The 24,855-nt window shown below is 67.4% G+C and carries 22 protein-coding genes and 3 tRNA genes; 19 read left to right on the forward strand and 6 right to left on the reverse strand.

The features are described from left to right. The first annotated feature begins 150 nt into the window (after positions 1 to 150). Both ACOQPQ_RS00300 and ACOQPQ_RS00305 read left to right on the forward strand, forming a co-directional pair. Positions 151 to 483, forward strand: a complete 333-nt coding sequence (locus tag ACOQPQ_RS00300) for an MFS transporter (protein WP_420637459.1) — start codon at positions 151 to 153, stop codon at positions 481 to 483. Positions 484 to 489: 6 nt separating this feature from the next. After that, positions 490 to 1,416 (forward strand): MFS transporter, encoded by a 927-nt coding sequence (locus ACOQPQ_RS00305; protein WP_420637460.1) that lies wholly within the window; start codon positions 490 to 492, stop codon positions 1,414 to 1,416. Here the strand turns inward: ACOQPQ_RS00305 and ACOQPQ_RS00310 are convergent. Continuing rightward, positions 1,413 to 2,255, reverse strand: a complete 843-nt coding sequence (locus ACOQPQ_RS00310) for a class I SAM-dependent methyltransferase (protein WP_420637461.1) — start codon at positions 2,253 to 2,255, stop codon at positions 1,413 to 1,415. The genes ACOQPQ_RS00305 and ACOQPQ_RS00310 overlap by 4 nt on opposite strands. Before the next feature lie 130 nt (positions 2,256 to 2,385). Here ACOQPQ_RS00310 and ACOQPQ_RS00315 point away from each other — a divergent pair, with 130 nt between their 5' ends. The 6 genes from ACOQPQ_RS00315 to ACOQPQ_RS00340 all read left to right on the forward strand — a co-directional run bounded on the left by ACOQPQ_RS00315 (position 2,386) and on the right by ACOQPQ_RS00340 (position 7,362). Beyond that, positions 2,386 to 3,270 (forward strand): FAD binding domain-containing protein, encoded by an 885-nt coding sequence (locus ACOQPQ_RS00315; RefSeq protein ID WP_420637462.1) that lies wholly within the window; start codon positions 2,386 to 2,388, stop codon positions 3,268 to 3,270. Beyond that, positions 3,263 to 3,751 carry a (2Fe-2S)-binding protein gene (locus ACOQPQ_RS00320; protein ID WP_420637463.1) on the forward strand — a complete coding sequence of 163 codons (489 nt, stop codon included), beginning with the start codon at positions 3,263 to 3,265 and terminating at the stop codon, positions 3,749 to 3,751. The genes ACOQPQ_RS00315 and ACOQPQ_RS00320 overlap by 8 nt, the downstream gene beginning before the upstream one ends. Positions 3,752 to 3,830: 79 nt before the next feature. Beyond that, positions 3,831 to 6,143 carry a xanthine dehydrogenase family protein molybdopterin-binding subunit gene (locus ACOQPQ_RS00325; protein ID WP_420637464.1) on the forward strand — a complete coding sequence of 771 codons (2,313 nt, stop codon included), beginning with the start codon at positions 3,831 to 3,833 and terminating at the stop codon, positions 6,141 to 6,143. Between the two features lie 70 nt (positions 6,144 to 6,213). Next, the gene (locus ACOQPQ_RS00330; RefSeq protein ID WP_420637465.1) at positions 6,214 to 7,044 is read left to right on the forward strand and encodes a DMT family transporter; all 831 of its coding nucleotides are present in this window, start codon (positions 6,214 to 6,216) and stop codon (positions 7,042 to 7,044) included. Positions 7,045 to 7,147: 103 nt separating this feature from the next. Then, positions 7,148 to 7,223 (forward strand) — tRNA-Asn (locus ACOQPQ_RS00335). Between the two features lie 63 nt (positions 7,224 to 7,286). After that, positions 7,287 to 7,362 (forward strand) — tRNA-Ile (locus tag ACOQPQ_RS00340). On the opposite strand, the gene ACOQPQ_RS00345 is transcribed toward ACOQPQ_RS00340, so the two are convergent. Then, complete coding sequence (locus ACOQPQ_RS00345; protein WP_420640329.1) at positions 7,319 to 8,146, reverse strand: phosphatase PAP2 family protein; 828 nt, start codon at positions 8,144 to 8,146, stop codon at positions 7,319 to 7,321. The two genes, ACOQPQ_RS00340 and ACOQPQ_RS00345, sit on opposite strands and share 44 nt — an antisense overlap. Positions 8,147 to 8,276: 130 nt before the next feature. Then, entirely contained in the window at positions 8,277 to 8,846 is a 570-nt protein-coding gene (locus ACOQPQ_RS00350; RefSeq protein ID WP_420637466.1) for a hypothetical protein, read from the reverse strand. Between the two features lie 61 nt (positions 8,847 to 8,907). On the opposite strand from ACOQPQ_RS00350, the gene ACOQPQ_RS00355 reads away from it, so the two are divergent. From ACOQPQ_RS00355 to ACOQPQ_RS00390, 8 genes are all read left to right on the forward strand, one after another. Next, complete coding sequence (locus ACOQPQ_RS00355; RefSeq protein WP_420637467.1) at positions 8,908 to 9,738, forward strand: inositol monophosphatase family protein; 831 nt, start codon at positions 8,908 to 8,910, stop codon at positions 9,736 to 9,738. A gap of 16 nt (positions 9,739 to 9,754) precedes the next feature. Then, positions 9,755 to 9,828: transfer RNA gene (locus ACOQPQ_RS00360), tRNA-Val, on the forward strand. 246 nt (positions 9,829 to 10,074) lie between these two features. Beyond that, positions 10,075 to 11,679, forward strand: coding sequence for an ABC transporter substrate-binding protein (locus ACOQPQ_RS00365; protein WP_420637468.1), 1,605 nt, complete (start codon positions 10,075 to 10,077; stop codon positions 11,677 to 11,679). Positions 11,680 to 11,718: 39 nt separating this feature from the next. Then, entirely contained in the window at positions 11,719 to 13,917 is a 2,199-nt protein-coding gene (locus tag ACOQPQ_RS00370; RefSeq protein ID WP_420637469.1) for an ABC transporter permease, read from the forward strand. Continuing rightward, entirely contained in the window at positions 13,898 to 14,632 is a 735-nt protein-coding gene (locus tag ACOQPQ_RS00375; RefSeq protein ID WP_420637470.1) for an ABC transporter ATP-binding protein, read from the forward strand. The genes ACOQPQ_RS00370 and ACOQPQ_RS00375 overlap by 20 nt, the downstream gene beginning before the upstream one ends. A 25-nt stretch (positions 14,633 to 14,657) precedes the next feature. Continuing rightward, complete coding sequence (locus ACOQPQ_RS00380) at positions 14,658 to 15,374, forward strand: ABC transporter ATP-binding protein (protein WP_420637471.1); 717 nt, start codon at positions 14,658 to 14,660, stop codon at positions 15,372 to 15,374. A gap of 10 nt (positions 15,375 to 15,384) precedes the next feature. Then, positions 15,385 to 15,732, forward strand: a complete 348-nt coding sequence (locus ACOQPQ_RS00385) for a hypothetical protein (protein ID WP_420637472.1) — start codon at positions 15,385 to 15,387, stop codon at positions 15,730 to 15,732. Between the two features lie 97 nt (positions 15,733 to 15,829). Further along, positions 15,830 to 16,405, forward strand: a complete 576-nt coding sequence (locus ACOQPQ_RS00390) for a hypothetical protein (protein WP_420637473.1) — start codon at positions 15,830 to 15,832, stop codon at positions 16,403 to 16,405. Between the two features lie 96 nt (positions 16,406 to 16,501). On the opposite strand, the gene ACOQPQ_RS00395 is transcribed toward ACOQPQ_RS00390, so the two are convergent. Both ACOQPQ_RS00395 and ACOQPQ_RS00400 read right to left on the reverse strand, forming a co-directional pair. Next, a complete protein-coding gene (locus tag ACOQPQ_RS00395) occupies positions 16,502 to 17,710 on the reverse strand; it encodes an LLM class flavin-dependent oxidoreductase (RefSeq protein ID WP_420637474.1) in 1,209 nt (402 codons plus the stop codon). Positions 17,711 to 17,779: 69 nt separating this feature from the next. Then, positions 17,780 to 18,784 carry an NADPH:quinone oxidoreductase family protein gene (locus tag ACOQPQ_RS00400; protein WP_420637475.1) on the reverse strand — a complete coding sequence of 335 codons (1,005 nt, stop codon included), beginning with the start codon at positions 18,782 to 18,784 and terminating at the stop codon, positions 17,780 to 17,782. A gap of 118 nt (positions 18,785 to 18,902) precedes the next feature. Between ACOQPQ_RS00400 and ACOQPQ_RS00405 the strand changes: the two genes are divergently transcribed. Together ACOQPQ_RS00405 and ACOQPQ_RS00410 are read left to right on the forward strand one after the other, a co-directional pair. After that, complete coding sequence (locus ACOQPQ_RS00405; RefSeq protein WP_420637476.1) at positions 18,903 to 19,724, forward strand: enoyl-CoA hydratase/isomerase family protein; 822 nt, start codon at positions 18,903 to 18,905, stop codon at positions 19,722 to 19,724. Positions 19,725 to 19,726: 2 nt separating this feature from the next. Next, a complete protein-coding gene (locus ACOQPQ_RS00410) occupies positions 19,727 to 20,467 on the forward strand; it encodes an NIPSNAP family containing protein (RefSeq protein WP_420637477.1) in 741 nt (246 codons plus the stop codon). 84 nt (positions 20,468 to 20,551) lie between these two features. Here the strand turns inward: ACOQPQ_RS00410 and ACOQPQ_RS00415 are convergent, their stop codons facing one another. Further along, positions 20,552 to 21,718, reverse strand: coding sequence for an amidohydrolase family protein (locus ACOQPQ_RS00415; protein WP_420637478.1), 1,167 nt, complete (start codon positions 21,716 to 21,718; stop codon positions 20,552 to 20,554). A gap of 135 nt (positions 21,719 to 21,853) precedes the next feature. Here ACOQPQ_RS00415 and ACOQPQ_RS00420 point away from each other — a divergent pair, with 135 nt between their 5' ends. Continuing rightward, complete coding sequence (locus tag ACOQPQ_RS00420) at positions 21,854 to 24,841, forward strand: ABC transporter permease subunit (RefSeq protein ID WP_420637479.1); 2,988 nt, start codon at positions 21,854 to 21,856, stop codon at positions 24,839 to 24,841. Positions 24,842 to 24,855: the final 14 nt, after the last annotated feature.

A 24,855-nucleotide genomic window follows, 5' to 3' on the forward strand; every position in this document is an offset into this window, starting at 1 on the left:
GCCGTTGCCAAGGGGGAGTTGACGTTTCACGACCAGTGGGTGCGGCGGCCCACCGGAACCGGGCACCTCACGCCGACGAACACCCCCGCAACCGGGACGAAATCGACCCGCCGTAGAGCGTTGTCCACCTCGGCCCGGTACCGTCACGGCGTGAGCGATCTCGCCCCCGCTGCTGCGTCCGGGGCCTTCGCGTCGCTCTCCAACCGAAATTACGCCGGCCTGTTCTGGTCGGGCCTGATGGCGTTTCTGGCGGTGGGCATGCAGATCCTGGCCCGGAGCTGGCTGGCCATCGAGCTCACCGATTCCAACCTGGCCTTCGCCGCGGTGATGTTCGCCTTCGGCCTCGGCATGTTGGCCATCACACCGTTCGGAGGGGTGGCCGCCGATCGGTTCTCCCGCCGGGCGCTCATCTTGGGCTCCCACGCATCGTTGAGCCTCAGCGCGCTCTGGTTGGGGGTCATGGTGCTCACCGACCGGGAGTAGTTCTGGATGCTGCTGGTGGCCTCGTTCATCCAGGGTGCGTCGTTCGCCTTCATGGGGCCCGCCCGGGTGGCCATGACCGGCGACGTGGTGAGCCGGGAACTCCTGCCCAACGCCATCTCTCTCACCCAGCTCACCGTGTGCGCCACCCAGATCGTGGGTCCGACTTTGGCCGGATTCCTGGTGGCCACCCCCAACTTCGGCACCGAAGGGGTCTACCTGGTCACTGCCGGACTCACCGCGGCGGGGGCCATTCCCATCGCTCGGCTTCCGGCGGGGCGCCCCGAGCGGCGGGAAACTCGGGGGCCGCTCGAAGAGATCTTCGACGGGGTGGCCTACGTGCGCCGGTCCCCCTACCTGCGGGTGGTGGTGCTGTCCACCTTCCTCATGATCATGGTGGCCATGCCCTACATGGTGTTTCTGCCCAAGTTTGCCGAGAGCGTGTTCGGCGTGGGGGCGGGGTGGTTGGGCATCCTGCAGGGGGCCAACGCCATCGGCGGCTTCGTTTGCGTGCTGCTGGTGGCCCGATTGCGCAACAACACGGTGTTGTGGCGAATCCGCATCCTGTCGGCGGCCGGCGTGGCGCTGGGGGTGCTGGTGTTCGCGGGAACTCCCAATGAAATGTTGGCCGTGCCGGTGATGATGGTGTTGGGGGCGGCCACCATGGTGTTCCAGACCGCCAACATGTCCATGGCCCTGCTCTTGGCCCAGCCCGTGTACCACGGCCGGGTGCAGAGCCTGCTCATGGTCTCGTTCAGCGCGCAGAGCCTGGTGGCGTTCCCCCTCGGATCGTTGGCCGACCAGATCGGGCTGCGCGAGATGCACGGGCTCATGGCGGCGGCCACCGCGGTGATCGTGCTGTGGTCGATGTCCGCCGGTCGCCGTGCCCGGCTCCAAGTGCAAAGCGAACAGGCGGCGTCAGGTGTGGGCAACTAGGCCCGGGCGCTGACCAGCCAGGCGGCGCCGCCCATGGTGATGCCATCGGGGGTACGGCGGCGTTCGACCATGGCCCCGAGGGCGGCCTTGACCCGGTCGATCACGTGTACCTCGGCGTTCTCGGGGACGGCGGTGCCGGGAAGCAGATCCATGTAGTAGCGGACCAGCTCGTCGGTGGTGCCGCCGCCGATGGTCACCGGAAGGTCGCAGGGGGTGATGTCGATGTCCACCAGCCCGGCCTCGGTCAAAACGGAGCTGATCCGGTCGGCCGACGCCAGCGAGAACGGCCCGGGGGCCTCGGGGTCCATGGGATCAGGCGGACCCAGCACCTCGGCCACCGCCTGACCCGGCTCGGTCACCCAGGAGTTCTCCCCGGGCGAGCGCCAGCAGACGAATCCCAGCCGTCCCCCGGGTCGCAGCGCCCGGCGAAGGTTGGTGAACCCCGCCACCGGCTCGGCGAAGAACATGATCCCCATGCGGGAGAACACGCCGTCGTGGTGCCGGGGCTCGAACCGGTGGGCGCCGGCGTCGGCCACCACGAACGAGACATTGGCCATCCCGGCGCCGTCGGCCCGGCGGCGGGCCTCGTCGAGCATGGGGGCCGAGACGTCCACCCCGGTGACGAAGCCGCCTTCACCCACCAGCCGGGCCAACTCCAAGGTGGTGGTGCCGGTGCCGCAGCCCACGTCGAGCAGGTGCTCGCCGGGGTCGGGGTGGAGCCGGGCGATGGCGGCTTCCCCCAGGGGGGCGAGCATGGCGTCGAGACGCTCCCGGTGCTCGACCCACACCGGTCCCCGGTCGTTCCAGTAGTGGCGCAGCGCCTCGGCCTGGTCCAGCATCCTCATCAGTCTGCCAGATGGCCCCGAGTCGGCGGCAGACCGGCCCCCGAGGGGGCCGAGACGGCGGCGGAGGCCCGTCGACACACCACCAACACGTGCCGGCTCGTCGGTCGGGCTACAGTGCGGGGCGGTGAAGCCTGCACCCTTCGAATATCACGCCCCCGAGTCGGTGGCCGACGTGGTCGGGCTGCTGGCCGAGTACGGCGACGACGCCAAGCCCTTGGCCGGCGGCCAGAGCCTGGTACCCCTCTTGGCCATGCGGCTCACCCGATTCGAGCACTTGGTGGATCTGAACCGGGTGGACGAGCTGTTCGGCGTGACCGCCGACAACGGCGGCGTCCGCATCGGGGCCATGACCCGCCAGGCCGCAGTGGAAACCGATGCCACGGTGGCCGACCGGGTGCCGCTGTTGCACCTGGCCACCCCCCACATCGGCCACTTCCAGATCCGCAACCGGGGAACCATCGGCGGCTCGGTGGCCCACGCCGACCCGGCCTCGGAATACCCGGCGGTGATGCTGGCCCTCGACGGCACCGCCGAGATCACCTCGGCCTCCGGTAGCCGGGAGGTGCCCGCCGCCGAGTTCTTCCAGTCCACGTTCACCACCGCGGTCGAGCCCCACGAGCTGCTGGTGGGCCTGCGCTTTTCGGCGTGGGATCAACCGGCGGGCTTTGCCTTCGGCGAGATCGCCCGGCGCAGCGGCGACTTCGCCCTGGCCGGAGCGGCGGTGGCCATCGGCGCCGACGATCAGGGTCGCATCAATCGGGCGGCGGTGGGCATGCTGGGGGTGGGGGCGGTTCCGCTGCGGGCCCCCTCGGTGGAGGCGGCCCTTTTGGCCACCACGGTGGCCGACGCCTACCCCGAAGAAATCGGCAGGCTGGCCGCCGACGACATGGACCCGATCGACGATGTACACGCCGGTGCCCGCTACCGGCGGCAGGCCGGCTCCACCCTGGTGGGGCGGGTGCTGGCCGACGCATTGTCCCAACTTGGTGGGGAGGCCGACGGTGGCTGATCCGATCCCCCTCTCGGTAACGGTGAACGGCCGCACCCGCCGTGGGGTGGCCGAGCCCCGGTTGACGCTGGCCGACTACCTGCGGGAGCAGGCGCAGTGCACCGGGGTGCATCTGGGCTGTGAGCACGGGGTGTGCGGCTCGTGCACCGTGTTGATGGACGGCGAGGCGGTCCGGTCGTGCCTGCTGTTCGCCGTGCAGGCCGACGGCGCCCACATCACCACCGTGGAGGGACTCGCCCCCGACCAGGACACCCTGCACCCGGTGCAGGAGGCCTTCCGGGACTGCCACGGCCTGCAGTGCGGGTTCTGCACGCCGGGCTTCGTGGTGTCGGTGGCCGCATTCCTTGAAGCCAACCCCGACCCCTCCGATGCGGAGATCCGCCACGGACTGGCCGGCAACCTCTGCCGCTGCACCGGCTACCAGGGCATCGTGGCCGCCACCAAGCAGGCCGCCGCCACCCTCCGAGAGGAGCGGACATGATCGCAACACCCCGCCACTGGGCCAACCCGGCCCCTGACGTCGGCCGGACGGGGAGCACCCGGACGGGGAGCACCCGGCCATGAGCGCCACCGCCGCCCGCTACGTCGGTCAGTCGGTCAAGCGGATCGAGGATCCCCGACTGGTCACCGGCCACGGCCGCTACGTGGACGACATCGTGCTGCCCGGCATGCTCCACGTGGCCTTCGGGCGCAGCGACCTGGCCCGAGCGACCATCACCCGGCTCGACACCACTGCGGCCAAGGCCTTGGACGGGGTGTACGCGGTGTTCACCGGGCCCGAGCTGAACCCTCACAACGACTCGCTGCGGGCGTCGCTGCATTCCCCCGAAGCGCCCGCGCCCCCCGCCAACATGCTGGCCGACGGCGACGTGCGCTTCGTGGGCGACCCCTACGTGATGGTGGTGGCCGAGAGCCGCTACATCGCCGAGGACGCCTTGGAGCTGGTCGACGTGGAGTTCGAGGCGCTGGATCCGATTGTGGACTACGAGGCGGCCGCCGAGGCCGACGTCCACGTCCACCCTGAGCTGGGCGGCAACCTGGCCCACGATCTGGCGGTGCCCAACCCGGCCCAGCCGGAGGCCTTCGCCGACGCAGCCCACGTGGTGACCGAGACCTGGTATCAGCACCGCCAGACCAACGTGCCCATGGAAACCCGGGGCATCGTGGCCTCCTGGCAGCCCCACGCCGGGGTGATGGAGGTGTGGGCCTCTTCCCAGAGCCCCCACGAGATGCAGCTTGTGGGGGCCCGAGTGCTGGGCATCGGCGAGCACAAAATGGTGGTCCACTTCGGCGACGTGGGCGGCGGCTTCGGCCAGAAAATGTTCCTGGGGCGAGAGGACATGGCCGTGCTGGTGGCCGCCAAACTGCTGGCCGCCCCCCTCAAATGGATCGAGGACCGGCGGGAGAACCTGCTGGCCTCCAACCACGCCCGCATCGAGAAGATGACCGTGTCCATGGCGGTGGACGAGAACGGCGCCTTCCTCGGTGCCGACGTGGCCCAGCTCGAGGACGACGGCGCCTACCCGCTGGGGGGACCGGCCACCCCCGGTGCCATGGCCACCATGCTGTTCCCCGGCCCCTACCGGGTGGGACCGGTGAGCTGGGCGGCCCGCACCGTCTACACCAACACCTGCGGACGGGGGGCCTACCGGGGGCCGTGGCAGATGGAGAGCGTGGCCCGGGAGCAGATGATCGACCACGTGGCCCGCCAGATCGGCATGGACCCCTTGGAGTTGCGCCGACGCAACGTGCTGAAGCCCGAGGACCTGCCCTATCAGGTGTCCACCGGGCTCCACTTCGAGTCCACCATCTCCCCGGATCAGACCCTGGAGCAGGCCGCCGAGATGATCGGCTACGACGACTTCCGGGCCGAACAGGCCAAAGCCCGGGAGCAGGGCCGCTATCTGGGGTTGGGCATGGCCCTCTACATCGAGCCCACGTCCATGGGCATGGGCCCCCTGGGCACCGAGTCGGCCATGTTGCGGGTGGAGGTGGACGGCCACGTGAACGTGTTCATGGGCACCGGCTCCCACGGCCAGAGCCTGGAGACCACCATGGCCCAGTTAGTGGCCGACGAGCTGGGGGTGCGCCCCGAAGACGTGACCCTCCACCAGGGACACGGCTCGGGGTACGGGTTCGGCACCGGGGGCAGCCGCTCGGCGGTCATCGCCGGGGGTGCGGCCCGGGCGGCGGCGTCGGGGGTGCGGGAGAAAGTGGTGGCCATCGCCGCCCACCTGCTGGAGGCCTCCGCCGACGACCTGGAGGTGGCCGACGGGGTGATCGCGGTGCGGGGCACGCCCACCGCCTCGGTGAGCATGGCCCAGGTGGCCGCCACCGCCTACCAGAACTCCGACGCCCTGCCCGCGGGGATGGAGGCCGGCCTGGAGCACACCGCCCGCTACAAGGCCCCGCCCAACACCCACTCAAACGCCTGCCACATGTGTACCTGCGAGGTGGACCCGGGCACCGGCCAGGTCACCCTGTTGCGGTACGTGGTGAGCGAGGACTGCGGGGTGCTGATCAACCCCATGGTGGTGGACGGCCAGATCGCCGGGGGCGTGGTGCAGGGCATCGGCGGGGTGCTCTACGAGCATGCGGTGTACGACGAGAGCGGCAACCCGCTGGCGTCCACCTTCCTCGACTATCTGGTGCCCACCGCCGCCGAGGTGCCCGAATTGGAGTGTGGCCACATCGTGGTTCCCTCCGACACACCGGGCGGGCACAAGGGCACCGGTGAGGGCGGCGCCATCGGGGCGCCACCGGCGGTGTTCAACGCGGTGGCCGACGCCTTGGCCCCCTTCGGGGTGCATCCCAACCGTCAGCCCCTCGACCCCGACACGGTGCTCTCCTTGATCACCGCCTCCTCCGATTAGCTCCACTCCGGCCGCCCCCGAACCAGAAGCCACGGCCCCCGGTCGGCCCGCCACCCGGCGGGGCCTGGGGATGTGGGCTGCGATGCTCGGCATCTTCTTGTTCAGTTGGGGCCCGATCCTGGTGCGTGACAACGAGTTCGACGCCCTGCCCTTCGCCTTCTGGCGGCTGGTGGGGGCGGCGGTGTGGGCGGCGGGCGCCCTGCACCTGCGAGGGGGCCGACTGGACGCCCGGGTGCTGCGCCATTCCCTGGCCGGTGGGGTGGTGTTCACCGTCAACGCGGCCACCTTCTTCACCGCCATCAAGACGACCACGGTGGCCAACGCCATGGTCATCGGCTCGACCGCTCCCATCTTCCTGCTGTGGGCGGCCAGCCGGATGTTCAACGAGAAGATCAGCCTTCGGGTGGTGGTGGCCACCCCGGTGGCCATCGTCGGGATGGTCATCACGCTTTTGGGCCGGTCCGAAGCCGGGGGTCAGGGTTCGTTGGCCGGCGACGTGCTGGCCGTGGTGGCCGTGATCTCGTTCTCGGGCTATCTCGTGGCCTCCCGCATCGCCCGCCGACACCTGAGTGCCCTGGAGTATCAGGCCGGTTGGTCCACCATCTCCGCCGCCCTGATGCTGCCCGTCGTGTTGGTGTCGCTCGATCCCCTGTTCGTGGACGACGCCCGGAGCTGGGTGGTGGCCGCCATCATGTCGGTGACGGCCGGTCTGGCCCACTTGATGGTCAACTACAGCCAGCGGTTCGTGCCGCTGCGGGCCATTTCGATGTTGAACATGACCGCACCGGGCTTGGCGGTGTTGTGGGCCTGGTTCCTGTTCGACGAGCAGCTCACCGGCTGGCAGTGGTTGGGGGCCGCCTTGGTGGTGGTGTCGGTGGCCGTGGTGGTCCTGGACGAATGATCCGGACCCCCGGACCGGGGGGCCGGTGGCCGCCCTCGGAGCCGGTCGGCGCCGGAAATGGATGGGTGAGCCGGTGCCGCGGGCGGGTAGAGTTGCTGGTCGATCCGGGGTAGCTCAACCGGCAGAGCAAGCGGCTGTTAACCGCTAGGTTGTGAGTTCGAGTCTCACCCCCGGAGCCATCTGCTGCTCCCTTCGGCCAAATCCTGACGAGCCCCTCTGCCCCTGCCCTCTATGCTGGCGGCGGGCCCGTAGCTCAGTGGTCAGAGCAGGCGACTCATAATCGCTCGGTCGCGGGTTCGATCCCCGCCGGGCCCACCACCGGTTCATCGCCGGCCGCGGTCGCCGTCTCTTCCTCCGAGGTCTGCCAGCGGCGGGTGAGCCAGCCCAGTCGATGAGCCCCGTACAGGCCGGTCATGGCCAAGGCGATGCCCACGAAGCCGTCGATCACCCAGTGATTGCCGGTGAGCACCACCGCCACCGACATCAGCAACGGGGAGGCCACCGCGAACACCCGCACCGGGACCGACCGCGTGCTGCGGAACAACACCACCCCGGCCAGCACGTTCCACCCCACGTGGAAGCTGGGCATGGCCGCGTACTTGTTGACCACCGACGGAGGCTGGAGGTACTTGTAGGAGGTGGACAGCTCGGCCACCGTGTCGGTGAAGCCGTCGAAGAACCGGGGCGGGGCCACCGGGAAGAAGGCGAAGAACAACAGCCCCAGGGCGCCGGAGATCAACATGGCGTTGCGCATCAGCGTGTAGCGGTGGCGGTTGTAGTGGTAGAGCAACAGAAGGGCGCCGATGATCACCGGCCAGTGCAGCCAGATGTACACCCAATTGAAGAAGGTGACCACCCAGTGGTAGTCGAGCACCGCCGCTTGCGACCACGCCTCGAAGTCCAGGCCCAAAGTTGACTCGAAAGTCAGCAGGTCATAGGCGTTCTTGAAGGCGGCGGCCTCGGCCCCCTTGGTGAGCATCCGCACCCCGAAGTAGACGAGGGCGGCCAGCGTCACCAGCACCACTTGGCCCGGAAAGCCGCGCCAACTCCGGCGACTGCCGATGATCTCCGGCGCAACCAAGACCTTGAGCTGACGAACCATGTTCGGTCAACTTTACCGCCTGTCGTCCGGTGGTTGCTACCGGTTCATCCGCCGGCAAACTCGCCAATCGCAGGAGGACCGGTTGTTCGCGGGACCACCCCAGGTGCGGGGGCGCAGAGAGATCCTGAAACTAGACGAGATCCTCGCCCAGCCAGGCCGGGGCCCGGTCCAACAGGAACTGACTGATCTCCGCCACCTTGGGGAGTACCGTGCCCAGGCACTCCTGGCCGGTGAACATCCCGCTGAGGGACACCTCCACCCGGGCCGTGATGGTCACACTGCGCTCCGGGGCGTCGGTGACCGCGGCATAGGCGTCGATGGCCGATACGTCCAGGGGCAATTCCATCCCGCCGATTCCGGCCAGATCGGTGGCCAGCAGCAGCAGGTCGGGGCCGTCGGGCAAAGGCGGCAGGCTCCACGACACCATCATGGGCAACTTGAAGTCCTCGGTGGGCTCCACCCCTTCGGGTAGTTCCATCACGTGGTCCTCGAAGGCCAACATCACTCGGGGATCGACCTCCAAGGCGATGTGTACGTCGAGCGGGCCTCCGCAGGCCGAGGCGGGGTGGAGATCGACCTCCCAGGACTGGCGCATGGAGTAGGTCTCGACGAAGTGGCGATCGTCGTGGACGTGAAAGCCGTGGTCGGCGGCGTGGTCCTTGAGATCGGCGATGAAGGTGGCGAGATCAATGACGGCCAAGGCCCTCACCATGCCACGCCACGACCCTTGCCCGCCATCCGAATACGGTTAGGTTCAACCGGTGGACGGAGCACAGATTCTGGCCGTTTTCGACCGGGCGGCGGCCCGAGTGGCCGAGGTGATGGCCGGCAACGACGGCTGGGCCAAGACCGGTGCCCGGGAGGGCCAGTACAACTTTGACGTGGCCGCCGACGAGGCCGCCTGTGAGGTGCTGACCGGGGCCGGCTTCGGGGTGTACAGCGAGGAGTCGGGGTCACAGGGCATGGGCCGCGAGGTGTTGGTGGTGCTCGATCCGGTGGACGGCTCCTCCAACGCCGCCCGGGGTTTGCCGTGGGTGTCCACCAGCATGTGCGCAGTGGACGCCGACGGGATGGTGGCCGCGCTGGTGCAGAACCTGGGAACCGGTCGAACGTACCGGGCGGTGCGTGGCCGAGGGGCCACCGTGGACGGTCGCCCGCTGGTGCCGGCGCCGGGCAACGGGGAACGGCGCAAGTCGGGGCCGTCGGGCCAACAGTCGTTGGGGGCGGCCACCGTGGGGTTGACCGGCTTGCCTCCCCGGCACCTGGGCTGGTCGCAGTATCGGGTGATGGGATCGATCGCCCTGGACCTGTGCGCGGTGGCCGAGGGGGTGCTCGACGCCTATGTGGACTGCACGATCGAGGGTCACGCCACCTGGGACTACCTGGGGGGCGCCTTGGTGTGTGCCGAGGCCGGGGTGGCCCTGGGGGAGGCCTGGGGGCGCCCTCTCTTGCCCGCCGATCTGGACGACCGACGCATCCCGGTGGCGGCGGCCACCTCTACGTTGTTGGACCAGGCGCTGGCCGGGCGGCGCTCCTTCGGCGGTGAGCCCCGCCCCGCAATGGATGCCACCGGGGTGGAACAACCGTTCTAGGGTTGGAGCGCACTGCGGGCGCGTAGCTCAGATGGCAAGAGCGCTTCCCTTACAAGGAAGAGGCCGGGGGTTCGAGTCCCTCCGCGCCCACCCCCACCGGCCCCGACAGCCGCAGGAACCATTGCCGTTACGGGCTCTTCTGGCCCGAAACAACCCGCTCGCGGGGAAGGGTCCACGAATCGCCGGGGGGCTGACCTGGATGCGTTCGGAATGACGGGCACTCATGGGCCCGACAGCGGGGCAGGGTGGCAATGGGTCGGTGGGATGGGTAACAATGGCGGACGCAACGAATTGCGGGTGGCCGTGAAGGTGCCGCTCGCGATCCAAGGGGGAAACATGAAGCATCTGCGTTGGCTCATCGGCTTGGTGGCCGTATTGGCTCTGGTAGCAGTGGCGTGTGGCGGCAACGACGACGACGGCGCCGACACCTCCGCACCCGCCGCTGCGCCCGATGAGGCCCCGGACGAGATGGATGAGATGGACGACGCCCCGGACGAGATGGATGAGATGGACGACGCCCCGGACGAGATGGATGAGATGGACGAGGCCCCGGACGAGATGGACGAGATGGACGAGGCCCCGGACGAGATGGATGAGATGGACGACGCCGCGGACGAGATGGATGAGATGGACGACGCCGCGGACGAGATGGACGAGCCCGAGGCCACCCCGGAGCCTGATCCCTGTGCCAGCGTCGACCTGGAGAGCACCGACATCGGCATCGACTCCGACACCATTACCGTGCTGGTCATGGCCGACGTGGGCTCACCGCTGGCCCCCGGCCTCTTCCAAGGATCGATCGATGGGGTCAAGGCCTGGGCCGACCATGTGAACGCCGAAGGCGGCTTGGCCTGTCGCCAGATCGAGGTAATCGAACACGATTCGGCCATCGATCCCACCCAGACCACCAACGGCTTCCTGACCGCCTGTGAGCAGGCGTTCGCCCTGGTGGGCACCACTGCGCTGTTTGCCCTCGACACCACCGACTTGCAGACGTGTCCCGATGACGATGGCAACAACATCGGGGTGCCCGACTTCGCTTACATCACCACCGAACCGCCTCACCAATGCTCAGTGGTGTCGTTCGCCACCAGCCGACCGAACAGCGAATGCCCCTATGCCGGTAGTGGAGAACGGAAGGTGCAGAGCCAGGTGGGCCATGTGCAATGGGTGATGGACAACATCGACGCAGACCTCAGTGGCGTGTTCCTGGTGCCGTCGGACTTGCCCTCCACCATCACCTCTACCATGCCCGCAGCCATCAGTTTTGAGAGTATCGGGGTGGAGTTTTACACCAAGCCCGGCATCAGCGGTTTCACAACCCAGTCCGAATACGGCGCGTTCATCCAGACCCTGAGGGACACGAACTCGAACTTTGCCTACACCGGTTCGGACGATCAGTCCATGATCAAGTGGCGTAGCGAAGCCGAGGCTCAGGGGTTGGACGCCGACAGCATTACCTGGATGTGCACGCTATCCTGTTACACCCCCAGCTTCCTGGAAGCAGGCGACGTGGCCGAGGGTACGTACGTGTGGGGCTGGTTCTTGCCGTTCCACGAGACCGAGTACAACGACGAGCTGGCTGACTTTGTTGAGGCCTATGGCGATCCGTTCCCGCCTGCCTGGGCCGCAGGGTCGTGGGCCGGCGGTGTGCTCTTCGAGCAAGTCGCCAACGAGGTCGTCGCCGAGGCCGGACCCAATGGCCTGACCCGTCAGGCGGTGCTCGACAAGGCTCGGAGCCTGACCTCTTATGACGTGAACGGCTGGTGGGGGCCCGCGGACTACAGCACCACCCAGAACATCATCCCCTGTTTCATGTTGATGCAGGTCCAAGACAGTGCCTTTGTCCGCGTGTATCCCGAGGCTCCCGGAGAGTTGGCTTGCAGTTCCGACTACGTTGTCGAGGAGACCCGCGATTGGGCGGCAGAATTCGGCGGTTAGTCGATTCCACAAGGGGGAGATGGTAGGGGCTGACTCCCCATGATCTTGGGGCTCCGGCTACCGGTAGTGATGGCCGCGGTGCTGGCGGTTTGCGGTGCCGCGCTCATCGCAGTTTTCAACTGGAAGGGTGCCCCCGTCACCAGCCAGACCCTCCTGGTCACCACCTACATCGGGCTGTTCCTCGGCGCGCTGTGGGCTATGTACGCCACCGGCTTGGTGGTGGTCTACACCACGACGGGGGTGTTCAACTTTGCCCAGGGCGCCATTGGGGTGTTTGCCGCCTTCTTGTATTGGGAACTCCACGTGAATCGGGGTTGGCATTCCCTCTTGGCTCTGTTTGTGGTCGTTGGCCTGTTCGCCCCGGCGTTGGGGGTGTTCTTGGACATTGTCATCATGCGGCGCTTGCGTACCGCGTCGCTGGTGGTGCAACTCATGGTCACGGTGGCCATCATGGTGCTGCTGTTGTCGGTGGTTGGCGACATTTGGGAGGCCGATACGGCCAGAAGGGTCCCGTACCTGTTCGGCATCGACAACGGGATCGACTTGGGCCCCTCTCAGCTTCCGTGGCACCGACTCATCGTGTTCTTGGTGGCCATTGCCATAGCTGTGGCCATGCGCTACTTGCTCCGCCGCACCCGGATCGGCACGGCCATGCGGGCAGTGGTGGACAACCGAGAGCTGGCCGCCCTCAACGGAGCCCGTCCCAACGTGGTGTCGTCCACCTCATGGGCCCTGGGGTCCATGCTCGGTGCGTTGGGTGGAATCCTCATCGCCCCGGAACTCGGCCTTGATCCCGCCACCCTCAACAGTGTGGTCATCATCGCTTTCGCGGCGGCAGCTTTCGGAGCACTGAGGAATCTGCCCATGGCCGTGGTGGGAGCACTGCTCATCGGGTTGTTGCGGGCTCACACCGGGGCATGGCTGGACTTCGGTCCCGATTTCCGCTTCGCCCACCTGGCCGTTGCCCCGCTCATCCTGTTGTTCGTGGTCGTCGCCCTGCCCCAGGCTCGCCTGGAGGTGGGCAGGATGGCTGCCCATCTTCGCCGCCACGAGCGTTTCACCAAGTGGTGGGAAGGACTCATCGGGTGTGGGGTGATCATCCTATTGGCCGCGGCCCTTTCCGGCGGCTGGTTGGACTTCGGGATTTGGGACCCGGGGGCCTGGGGAAGCCGCGAGCTGAACTCGGCGAACCAGGCCATGGCCTTGGCTCTCATCGGCACTTCCCTCGTCCCGCTCATCGGCTGGGCCGGACAGATCAACTTCGCCCCCTTGGCATTCGCCGGCTTCGGAGCGTTTGTCTACCTGAAACTCGCCGAAGACACCGGCAACGGCTACTGGATTCTCCTGGTGGGCCTCTTGTGCGCTCCTTTGGGTGCCCTGGTCGCGTTGCCTGCCGCCCGACTACGCGGCCTGTATCTGGCCCTGATGACCATGGCCTTCGCCCAGGCCATGTCGCTTATTTTCTTCCCCCACTCGTGGGTCTTGCCCACCATCGGCGTCGGTCGCCAGTTCCCTCACATCGAGTTGTTCGGCGTGACCTTCGACGACCGGCGGGGGTTCTTCTTGCTGATGGTCTGCGTCTTCTCCATCTTCGTCTTCGGATTGGTGCTGTTGCGACGATCCCGCTACGGACGAAGATGGGTGGCCATCAATGACTCACAGGCCGCAGCGGCCACCCTGGGGATACCGGTGGTGTGGACAAAAGTGGTGGCCTACGCCCTGTCGGCTGCCATTGCCGGCATTGCCGGGGTGTTCTGGGCCACGGTGTCGGGCAATGTCGACAGCGTGCAGGGCTTCGACCTGCTGATCGGCTTCAACATCGTGTTGTTGGTGGCCGCCGCCGGAGTGTCGATCCCCATGGCCGGGATCTTCTTGATCTTCATCCCACTGTTCACCGGGCTCGGCCATCGGCTGGAGGACACCGGAAACGTGGACTTCCTGGTCACCCTGCTGGACATCATGACCACCTATGGGCCGGGGCTGTTGGTCTTGGGCATGGTGTTCAATCCACGGGGGGCGATCTTTGAGATGGGGCGAGGGTTCTCGCCGATCTTGCCGTGGCGCAGAGACGCGCGGGCGGAGATCGCCGCCGAGAATGCCCAGAAGCGGGAGCCGGAGATCGGCGAGTTGGGTCTGGAGCGACCCTTCACTCCCGAAGAGGTCATTGCCATCGATCGGCGGCTGGGGATTCTGGACGACGTGGTGCCGAAGGAGGGCTATGGCGCTGCTCGAAGCTGAGGAGGTGACCATGCGCTTCGGAGGCGTGGTGGCCCTGGACGACGCCTCGGTGGACGTCGACCCCGGTGAGGTGACCGGCCTCATCGGTCCCAACGGCGCGGGCAAGACCACTCTGTTCAACGTGGTCACCGGCCTGTTGCCTCCCACTAGCGGTCGGGTGAGATTTGACGGCAAGAACATCACCTCCGCCGGTGTGGCCCGGCGGTCGCAAATGGGTATCGCCCGCACCTTCCAGAAGCTGGAAGCGTTCAATTCCCTGAGTGCGTTCGACAATGTTCGGGTGGCAGTGGAAAAGAACCATCGGGCCAAGTGGAAGCACCGCCCGGTGGACGACGTGGCCCATGAGATGTTGGGCCGGGTCGGCCTCGCCGACGTGGCCGACGTGACCGTGGGCACGCTGCCCACCGGCAGCGCCCGGCTGGTAGAGCTGGCCCGGGCGTTGGCCTGCCGCCCCCGGGTGCTGTTGTTGGACGAGCCGTCTTCCGGCTTGAACGAGGACGAAACGTCGGCCATCGGTCAGATGCTGTTGGGCTTGGTGGCCGACGAGTCGAATGAACTGGCCGTGCTGTTGGTGGAGCACGACATGAGTTTCGTGATGGGGGTGTGCGCCCGCATCCACGTGCTGGACTTCGGCAAGATCATCGCCGTGGGCACCCCCCAGGAGGTGCAGGCCGATCCCGCCGTGCGGGCCGCCTATCTGGGGGCCGAGGAATGACGCAGACACCCACCGAGGTGGGGGTATGAGCCCGGACGCGGCCACCCCGCTGCTGGAGTTGGTGGGCATCAGGGCGGGCTACGGCACCATCGACGTCCTCCACGGTGTGGATCTTCGGGTCATGCCCGGCCAGGTCTATGCCCTGCTCGGCCCCAACGGCGCAGGCAAGACCACCACGTTGGGCGTGGCCAGCGGCCAGATCCAGCCCCACGCCGGATCGGTGCTGCTCGACGGCCACGAGGTGAACGGAGTGTCCCCCGACCGCTTGGCCCGAGCCGGGGTCTGTCTCATCCCCGAGGGTCGGGGCATCTTCCCCAACCTCACCGTGGCCGAGAACCTGCGGATGTGTACCTACGCCGGGGTTTCCTACCAGCAGGTGCAGGAGCGGGCCTTCGCCCAGTTTCCCCGCCTTGAGGAGCGCCGCAACCAGACCGCGGGCACGCTGTCGGGTGGGGAACAGCAGATGCTGGCCATGTCCCGCGCCCTGGCCACCGACCCGGCCATCTTGATGCTGGACGAGCTGTCCATGGGTCTGGCCCCCATCATCGTGGAGGAGTTGTACGAGCAGGTGGCCACCCTGGCGGAAGCCGGTTTGTCCATCCTGATCGTGGAGCAGTTCGCCACCGCGGTGTTGGGCGTGGCCGACGAGGCCGCCATCATGCTGCACGGGCGCATCCAGCGCACCGGGCCGCCGGGGGAGATCGCCGAAGAATTGACCGCCGCCTATCTGGGCATGTCCTGAGGAGGGCACCATGAGCGACACAACCGACGCCGGCCGACTGGAGGATTTCCAGCAGGAAGTGGCCAAACTTCGGGCCTCCGGGGGACGGGCCAACCCCGACCGGTGGGTGTTCCGCCTCGGCGTGCTGGTCACCCTGGTGGGCTTGGCCTTCACCCTGGTGTCGTTCATCATGACCGCCGGGGCCGAGGGGTCGGCCAATCATCTGGATCTGGTGGTCTCGGGCGTGTTCGGCCTCAGCCTGGTGCTCACCGGCCTGGTAATGATCACCGTCAGCTCGTTCCGGCGCTTCATGCGCTACTGGCTGGTCCGCCTGGTCTACGAGTACCGCGAACAAACCGACCGAGTCGTCAACCGCTAATCCCCAGTCAGGGTGAGAGCCATCTGGGCTCCGTGGATGCCGAAATTGTTCCCCCGACTCTTTCGCACATTGAGGCCGGTCGGCTGGAGGTACTGGTATGAGTGAAGCCCCCACTCAAGGCCAGAGTCAGGAGCGAGCCCCTACACGAAAGAGGTTGAGGCTCGCGGTATCGCGTCTCCGCAAATTCACTCTTCCAATTGGAGCTGTCATTGGGGGTATGGCCGGTCTACTTGCCTACAGGGCTGCTGAACACTACCTGGGAGCAGGCCGAACGCATATTTTTGTTTATTCTTTCCTAGCTTTCATTTTAGCACTCCTATGGTTTGTTATCTACAGGGCAAATGCTAAGGAAGCAGACAAAAATAGAAGTGACAATCTGGACAACATTACAACCACCAGTATCCTGCAAGGGAGTATGGAGTCAAGTACATCTATGGATGAGACTCAGGCCAATATTCTAGATGACCCAGAGAGTGAACTTCGTAGAGAAACAGAGAGAAAACTCTTTGAACGCCATCCCGCCTTAGCTGCACTATTGTTTGTGCTCGTAATGTGTTCCATGATAGCTTTAATGGTCCTTAGCCTCATTTACCTGGGTGAGGGTGTGACATTCATGTTCCTTTCTCTTTTGGTTTTGGGGTCTAGCATGGTCAAGGTGGCAAAAGCTTCCTAGTGACGAGTGTTCTTTGCCAAATTAAACCGCCGAAGGTGGTCCGCTTTGTGCGGCACCCATTTCGTCCGTTGTTGACAGGTGTGGGGGCGGGGTTGGTTATTGGGCTTGGAGGGATTGGAGTTCTTCGGTTCGGGGGACGTCGTAGAGGGGGTCGGGGGTCATTTCCAGGGGGCCGGCGTGTTCGATGCGCTGGCGGGTGCTGCGGTGCAGTGGGTCCTTGTCCAGCTTGGGGATCACGTGGGTGCCGAACAGCCGGATGGTCTCCAGGCAGTGCTCATGGCTGAGCTGGATGGGCAGACCGAACGACACCTGGTCGCAGCCGATCTCCTCGTACCGCTTCACCTGCTCGTACACCTCGTCGGGGTCGCCGCACAACAGGAATCCCTCTGAGATGCGGGCCTCCACGTCCTCCAGGGTGGGTTCGGGGATGATGGTGGGGTAGGGCGGTACCTCGTCGGGCTTGGGGAAGGTGTCGTGGTACTTGAACACCAGTGACTGCAGGTAGCTGAGCTGCATCTGCTCGCACACCACCCGGCGGGCCTGCTGCCCGTCCTCCAAGCAGACCAGGCCGTTGGCGATCATCACGTTGTCGTTCACGTAGTCGCCTGCGGGTTCGGCGTGGGGGATGGCGTTCTTGTAAGCCTCCACGTGGGGGGCCATGTCGTAGATGGCGGCCACGTTGAAGCCCAGCACCCCGAGACCGTGGCGGGCGGCCTTCTCGTAGGTGGGGGTGTTGCCCGCCGCCACCCACATGGGCGGATGGGAGTGGCAGTAGGGCTTGGGCAGCACGTTGAACGTGCCCCAGGTGCCGGCCTCGGGGGTCTGGAAGGCGGTGCCGTCGGGGTGGGAGTAGTCGGTGCTGCCCCACATCTTCTTGAACTCTCCGACGACCTCGTCCCAGTTGGCCTTGGTCTCCGACGGGTCGAGGCCGAAGCCGCCGATCTCATGGCTGCCCGCACCCCGGCCGGTGCCGAACTCGAACCGGCCCTTGCTCATGTGGTCGAGCATGGCCACCCGCTCGGCCAGCTTGATGGGGTGGTTCACCACCGGGTTCAGATTGAAGATGCCCGACCCCATGTGGATTTGGGACGTCTGGGCGAACGAGTAGGCCATGAACACCTCGCTGGCCGAGGTGTGGGAGTAGTCCTCCAGGAAGTGGTGCTCGCTCACCCAGACGTACTTCCAGTTGTGCTGGTCGGCCACCCGCACCATCTCCAGCTCGTTCTCGAAGGCCTGGTGCTCCCAGTAGGGGCTGCGGGCCCCGCCCCGGCGAGGCGATCCCTGCATGAAAATGGCGAACTCCACGATGTGCTCCTCTTGTTCTTCGGATGGATCGAATAGCTGCGGTCTGCACCCTACCGGCCGAGCCGGCGCTCACGCAGACCGGTGGTGCCCTCGGTTCACCTCGAGCACCACCCGGCCGACCACCGCTCGTGACTCCAGGGCGGCCATGGCGTCGGGCAGGGCGTCGAAGGGGTAGGTGTCGCTGACCACCGAATGGATGCTGCCCGCCTCCCACAACGCGCTCAGCTCCTGGTGGTCGGCCAGCCGTTCCTGGCGGCTGTAGCGAGCGGGGATGGCCCCCACCACCGAGTAGTTGCGCTGCACCATGTGTCGGACGTTGATCGGGGCCCACTCGCCGCTGGCGTACCCGATGACCACGATGCGGGCGTCGCGGGCCACGCAGCGGGTGGCGGCGGTGTAGGCCTCACCGCCCACCGGGTCGTAGACCACGTCGACCCCTCGGCCGTCGGTCAACTCCAAAACCGCGGCGGCGATGTCGCCCTCCCGGTGGTCCACGGTGTGGTGGGCCCCGAACGAGGCCGCGACGCCGCAGCGCTCGGGCCCGCCGGCCACGCCGATCACTTGGGCGCCGAGGGCGGCCCCCAGCGAACAGGCCGCCGCCCCGGTGCCCCCCGCCGCCCCCAGCACCAGCAGGGTCTCGGCGGCCGCCAGCGCGCCCCGGCGCACCAGGCCGATCCAGGCGGTGTGGTAGGGGATGAGGAAGCCGGCGGCAGTGGCGTCGTCCATGGAGTCGGGCACGGCAAAGGCCGAGGCGCCGAGGCCCAGGCACTGCTCGGCGAAACCCCCGTTGCCGTCCTGGAAGGAGGTGACGGCCATCACCCGTTGGCCGACCTCCAGCGCCCCGTCGCCGCCGGCGTCCACCACCGTGCCACACACCTCCTGGCCGGGGGTGAACGATCCCTGCGACGGACCCAGCGGGTAGGTGCCCCGGCACATGAACACGTCGGGCAGGCCCACGCCCACCGCCCCCACCTCCATGAGGAACGTGCCCTCCCGGGGGACCGGGGCATCCCGGTCGGTGAGTTGCAGCACCTCACCCGGTGCCCCCGTCCCTTCGACCACCCATGCTCGCATCCCCCCAGCTTTCCTCACCCGCCTCGGCGTCCACCACCCGGCTGGACGGCACCCCGGCCTGGACCCTCCCGCCCGGCCCAAATCCCCCGCCCGCCCCGTCACCTGCGAAGCTACCGGCATGGCTGATCGATACGGATTGGAAACCATCACCACCGATCTCGACGGTTCCGGGGTGCTCACCGCCACACTCAATCGGCCGGATCGGGGCAACGGCCTCAACAAGCAGATGCACCTCGACCTGCGGGACCTCTATCAGCGCATCGCCGGAGACGCCGAGGTGCGGGCGGCGGTGCTCACCGGGGCGGGCCGCTCCTTTTGCGTGGGGGCCGACTTCGCGGTCATGGAGGAGAACCTCGAAACCGGCTACCCCGAGGGACGCCCCGATCTGCTGGACGACGGCATCGACATCGCCCGGGGGGCGCTGCGGGTCCGCCAGCCCATGGTGGCCGCGGTCAACGGCCACGCCATCGGCCTGGGGGCCACGCTGGCCCTGTTCTGCGACATCGTCTACCTGAGTGAGGACGCCCGCATCGGCGACCCCCATGTCAACGCCGGGCTGGTGGCGGGCGACGGGGGAGCGGTGCTGTGGCCGCTGTTGGTGGGGCTCAACCGGGCCAAGGAGCTGCTCATGACCGGCGACCTGCTCGACGCCGCCCAGGCCGAGCGCTACGGACTGGTGAACCACGTGGTGCCTGCCGACGACGTGCTGGCATCGGCGCTGGCCGCGGCCCGGCGACTGGCCGGCGGCCCCCGACACGCCATCGAGTTCAACAAGCGGCTGTGCAACAAGGAGTTGGAAGACCGGGTGAGCCGCCTCTACGACCTGGCCTTCGCTCTGGAGGCCATCACCTTCGACACCGACGACCACCGGGAAGCGGTGGACGCCTTCTTGAACAAGCGCACCCCCGACTTCGGTCGCGGGCGGCAACCGGGAGGCTGACGATGGCCAATCACAAGCTCTACATCCACGAGTTCATCGACATCATCGGCCAGAACCGGGCCAAGTACATGCACCACATGACGGCCAATTGGTCGCCCATCGCCCAGGAGGAGCGCAACCAGCTCTGCTACGGGGTGTGGGGCATTGTGGGCACCACCAGGGGCTGGCCGCAGGTGCTGAACCTCTGGGAAGAGGACGGTTGGGACGGCATGGCCACCTCGTTTCGCCACGAGTGCCAGGGCGCGGGCATGCAGGACCCAAAGCTGGCCAAGTGGTGGGCCGAGGCCGCCCACTACCGCCGCTCGGGCACCGACCGGCTGTTGGTACCGGCCCCGTGGACCCGGACCATCGAGGAGTTGTGCGCCGACGGGGTGAGCGGGGAGTGCTACGCCCACGAGCAGGTGCGCCTCAAGGCGGGGTCATCTTCCGAGTTCCTGGAGCAGGTGCGCACCGAGGCCCGTCCGGCTTTCGAGCGGTACGGCTGGGAGTTGGCCGGTGCGTGGGAAACGGCAATGGTGGCCGACGACGAGGCCTTCTTGTTGTGGGCCGTCCCCACCTGGGAGGCGTGGGCCGAGTTCGAGAAGGGGAGGCGGTCCGACCCCGGCCTGGGGCGGTGGCGGTCCGGGGTTAACCACATGGTGAAGGGTTGGCACCGGTTCCTGCTGGTGGACGCCCCCCTCAGCCCGTTTCGCACCGGTCGCCAGCCCCACCGCCGCGACCGCGTCGACTACGAGGATCTCTGACGGTCTCCGCGTCGACGACGACCGGGATCTTCTGAGCGCGCGGCTCCGGGCAGCCGGCCTGCCGGCCGGGTCCACCGACCGGGGTCAGACGGCGATCTTGTACAGAGCGGCGGCGTTGTCCTGCAGCACCTTGCGGGCCACGTCGTCGCCCACGTCGCCGAGGGCATCGGTCGCCTGCTCCAGCCCGTAGGGGTACAGGCAGGTGGGGTGGGGGAAGTCGGTCTCGAACAGCACGCTGTCGGGGCCGATCTGGTTGATGAGCAGATCGGGCGACACGTCCTCGAACCAGTAGCAGCCGTACATCTGGCGCTGGAAGTACTCGCGGGGCCGCAGGCTGAACTGGGCCTGCACGTCGGTACGGAGCTGTTCCATCTGGTAGTCGAGCGAATCCAGCACGAAGGGAATCCAGCCGATCCCCGACTCCACCGACACGATCTTGAGCGTGGGATGGCGCTCCAGCACGCCGGAGAAGATGAGGTTGGCCAGTATCCGGGCGTTGGTCAGGTACATCATGGCCGAGCCGATGGCCAGCTTGGCGTCGTCGCCCTGCGACGGCCACGGCGAGGTGCCGAACCAGCCCATCGAACTCTCGCTGGCCCCGATGTGGAAGTTCACCGGCAACTCGTGGTCGCTGCAGAACTCCCAGAGCGGCCGCCAGGCCTCCTCGCCCAGGTCGGGAAGCCCCCGAAGTTGCGGGTCGCTGCACATCACCAAACCCCGCAGGCCCAAGCCGACGATGCGCTCGGCCTCGGCCAGGGAGCCCTCGATGTCCCACCACGGGATCAGGCCCATGGGGAACAGGCGCTCGCCGGAGTTGTCCTGGATCTCGGCCATGGCGTCGTTGTAGACCGACACGCACAGCCGCTTGAGTTCCACGTCCTCGATCTGTCCGAACTTCTGGCTGCCGAAGCCCGCCAGATTGGGGTAGATGATCTGGGCGTGGACGCCGAGCTGATCCATGATCTCCACCCGGGCCTCCATGTCGTAGGCGCCGGGGTGGACATCCTCGATGGTCCAGCCCATGAAGTCGGTTCCCAGCGCCTTGGAGCCGTCGGGGCGCACCACGCCGCTGGCGGTGGCAAAGCCCAGAGGCTCCCCGTCGAGAATCCAGTGGGGCCGCCCGTCCACGTCGGCCACCCTGGGCAGGCGGTCGGCGTAGGCGGCCGGGGCCCGGCTGCTCCACAGGTCGTGGGGTTCGGTGAGGTGGGTGTCGACATCGATCACCCGGAGCTGATCTCGGGTTGCGGTCATGCCCCAGTGTGCCACGCCGGGCCCACCGAGGTGGGATCGAACTCCCTCGGAACCCTCTGAGGCAGTATTTCGGGGTCACCGGTGGCGCACCGCTAAGGTGGCGCAGCACACGTTGTTTCAGGGGGGTTTTTTCGGGTGGGCGAGTTCATCCAATTGTTGGTGAGCGGGGCGATCAGCGGCGCCATCTACTCGCTGATCGCCGCCGGACTCACGCTGAGCTACACCTCCACCGGCATCTTCAACCTGGCCTACGGGGGCATCGCCTACACCTCGGCCATGCTCTACTTCCAGGTCATCAACGCCTTGGGGGTGGAGAGCCTGGGAATGCGGCTGCTGGCCCTGTTCCTCGTGGTGTTCGTGTTCTGCCCCCTGCTCGGTCAACTGCTGAACGTGGCCGTGTTCCGACCGCTGGCCCGGGCCAACGACGCCGCCAAGGTGATGGCCACCATCGGCATCCTGGTGGCCCTGCCCGCGTTGACCGAGTTCATCGTGGACTTGGGCACCAAGACGTGGGACTGGGGCCTCGTCAGTACCGACTACGTATTTCTCACCCCCGGCGTGTGGAAGGTGCCCAGCGAGACCTGGACGTACGACCTGGGCAGCTTCGACCTGCGGATCAGCAGCAACCAATGGACGGTGCTGGTGGTGGCCGCGGTGATTGCGATTGCGCTGTGGGCCCTCATGCGCCACACCCGGTTGGGACTGCAGATGCGGGCGGTGGTGGACCGCCCCGATCTGGCCGGCCTGCGGGGGGTGAGCGAGTCGTCCACCTCGTCGGCCGCCTGGATCATCGGCACCATGCTGGCCGGGCTGGCCGGGGTGATCGGTGCTCCGGTGTTCAACTCCCTGGACGCCAACCTCTACAACGTGTTCATGTTCATCGCCACCGCGGCCGCGGTGGTGGGTGGGCTGCGCTCCATCCCCTTGGCCTTCGCCGGGGGTGTGGCCTTGGGGGTGGTCACCAGTTGGGTGGGTCGGTACGCCACCTTCGCTCAGGACATCCGGGGCTTCGAGAGTTCGGTGCCGTTCGTGGTGCTGCTCGGCGGCCTGTTGTTCATGGCCCGGGATCGGACCCGCCGCAGCGGTGTGGTGGCCGACGCGCCCCCGGTGGCCGAGTACACCGACGACCTGCCGGCCTGGCGGGTGCGCCTGCCCTGGGTGCTGGGCGGGGTGTTCATCGTGTTGCAGGTGCTGGTGTTCGCCGACCAGTTCTGGCTCGGCTTCTGGGTCAGCGGCTTGGCCTTGGCCCTGGTATTCCTGTCGTGGGTGATGCTCACCGGGCTGGGCGGGATGGTCAGCCTGGCCCAAGCGGCGTTCGTGACCATGGCCGCCATGACCGCCGGTTTGGTGTTGAACCGAGCCGGCCTGCCGTTCATCCCCGCGCTGATCGTGGGCACCGTCATCGCCGGGGTGCTGGGCGTGATCGTGGCCCTGCCCGCCCTGCGACTGGGGGGGTTGCCGTTGGCCCTGGCCACCCTGGCCTTGGCCTTCATGAGCGAACGGGTGCTGTTCGAGTGGAGCTGGTTCAAGAACGGGCAGGGCACCAAGGGATGGGACATCCCTCGTCCTGAGATCGGGTGGTTCGACCTCGACGACGAGAAGTCGCTGGCCGTGCTGCTGGCGCTGCTGGTGTTCGGCGCCTGCTGGCTGGTGAAGAACCTGCAGCGGTCGCTCACCGGGCGCGCCATCATCGCGGTGCGCAATTCGGAACCGGCGGCGGCCACGTCGGGGCACTCGGTGGTCCGCACCAAGCTGGCCGTGTTCGCCCTGTCGGCGTTGCTGGCCGGGTTCGGGGGCGTGTTCTACGCCGCCTTCGTCGGCAACGTGACCCCGTTCACCGCCACCACCCAGGCCGGGCTGTTCTGGTTGGCGGTGGTGGTGCTGATCGGCATCCGCCGACCGGGGGGCGCGGTGATGGCCGGCGTCATGGTGGCGGCCAGCGGGCACACCTTCGGCAGGGGCTGGCATTGGGAGTGGCTGGAGTCGTGGCACGTGGTGGCGGTGTGCTCGGTGCTGGGGGCGGCGGCGGTGGCCACCGCCGTGCGGGATCGACGAGTGGGGCTGCCGTTCTCGCCCGCCATTCCCGGGGTGCTGGCGGTGCTGGCCTTCCTGTGCTTGGCCCGGGTGTACTCGTGGTACCCCATCGACTGGGACGGCTTCGATCAGTACGACGAGGCCCGCAACATCCCGGCCATCATGTTCGGCCTTGGCGCCATGCAGCTCGCCCGCCAGCCCGACGGCATCATCGCCTTCACCGCCGCCCAGAATCGGGCGCGCCGAGACGCCTGGCGGCGGCGATTGGCGGCGTGGCGAGGCGAAGCCGAGGCCGTCGGCCCAGCGCCAGCGCCGTCCACCGTCATGGCAGCACCCGCCGACCCTCCGGCCCCATCGGAGGATGCGGGCGATCAGCACGTCGCTGGCAGAACCCCGGCGTTGGAGTTGGTCGACGTGCGGGCGGGCTACGGCTTGGTGGAGGCCCTGCACGGGATCGACCTGACGGTGCCCCGCGGCAAGATCACCGCGCTGTTGGGGCCTAACGGCGCGGGCAAATCCACCACCTGCGCGGTGGCCGCCGGGCTGCTGCCCGCCACCTCGGGTTCGGTCCGACTGGCCGGCGAGGACGTGACCGGTCTGCGCAGCCATCGCCGAGCCCGCCGGGGTGTGGTGCTGGCCCCCGAGGCTCGGGGCATCTTCGGCGGGCTCACCGTGCGGGAGAACATGCAGCTCTGGCTGCCCCGTCCCGAAGACCGGGAGCTGTGCTGTGAGCGGTTCCCCATTCTGGGGGATCGTCAGAACCAGCTCGCCGGGAACTTGTCGGGCGGCGAGCAGCAGATCCTCACATTGGCCCCACTGTTGGCCAACCCCCCGGAGGTGCTGATCGCCGATGAGCCGTCACTCGGCCTGGCCCCGCTCATCGTGAACCAGATCCTGGAGCTGTTCATCGAGTTCAAGCTGCGGGGGGTGGCCCTGTTGCTGGTGGAGGAGAAGGCTCGGGACGTGCTGGAGATCGCCGACTCGGTGGCCTTCATCAGCCTGGGTCACATCACCTGGCACGGTTCCCGCTCCGATGTGGATCACAGCCAGCTCGACGCCGCCTACCTCGGAGAGGCAACTTCTTCCTGAAACCGGTCGCTGCC

The sequence above is a fragment of the Candidatus Poriferisocius sp. genome, assembly GCF_965219775.1.
GTDB lineage: Bacteria > Actinomycetota > Acidimicrobiia > Acidimicrobiales > Bin134 > Poriferisocius.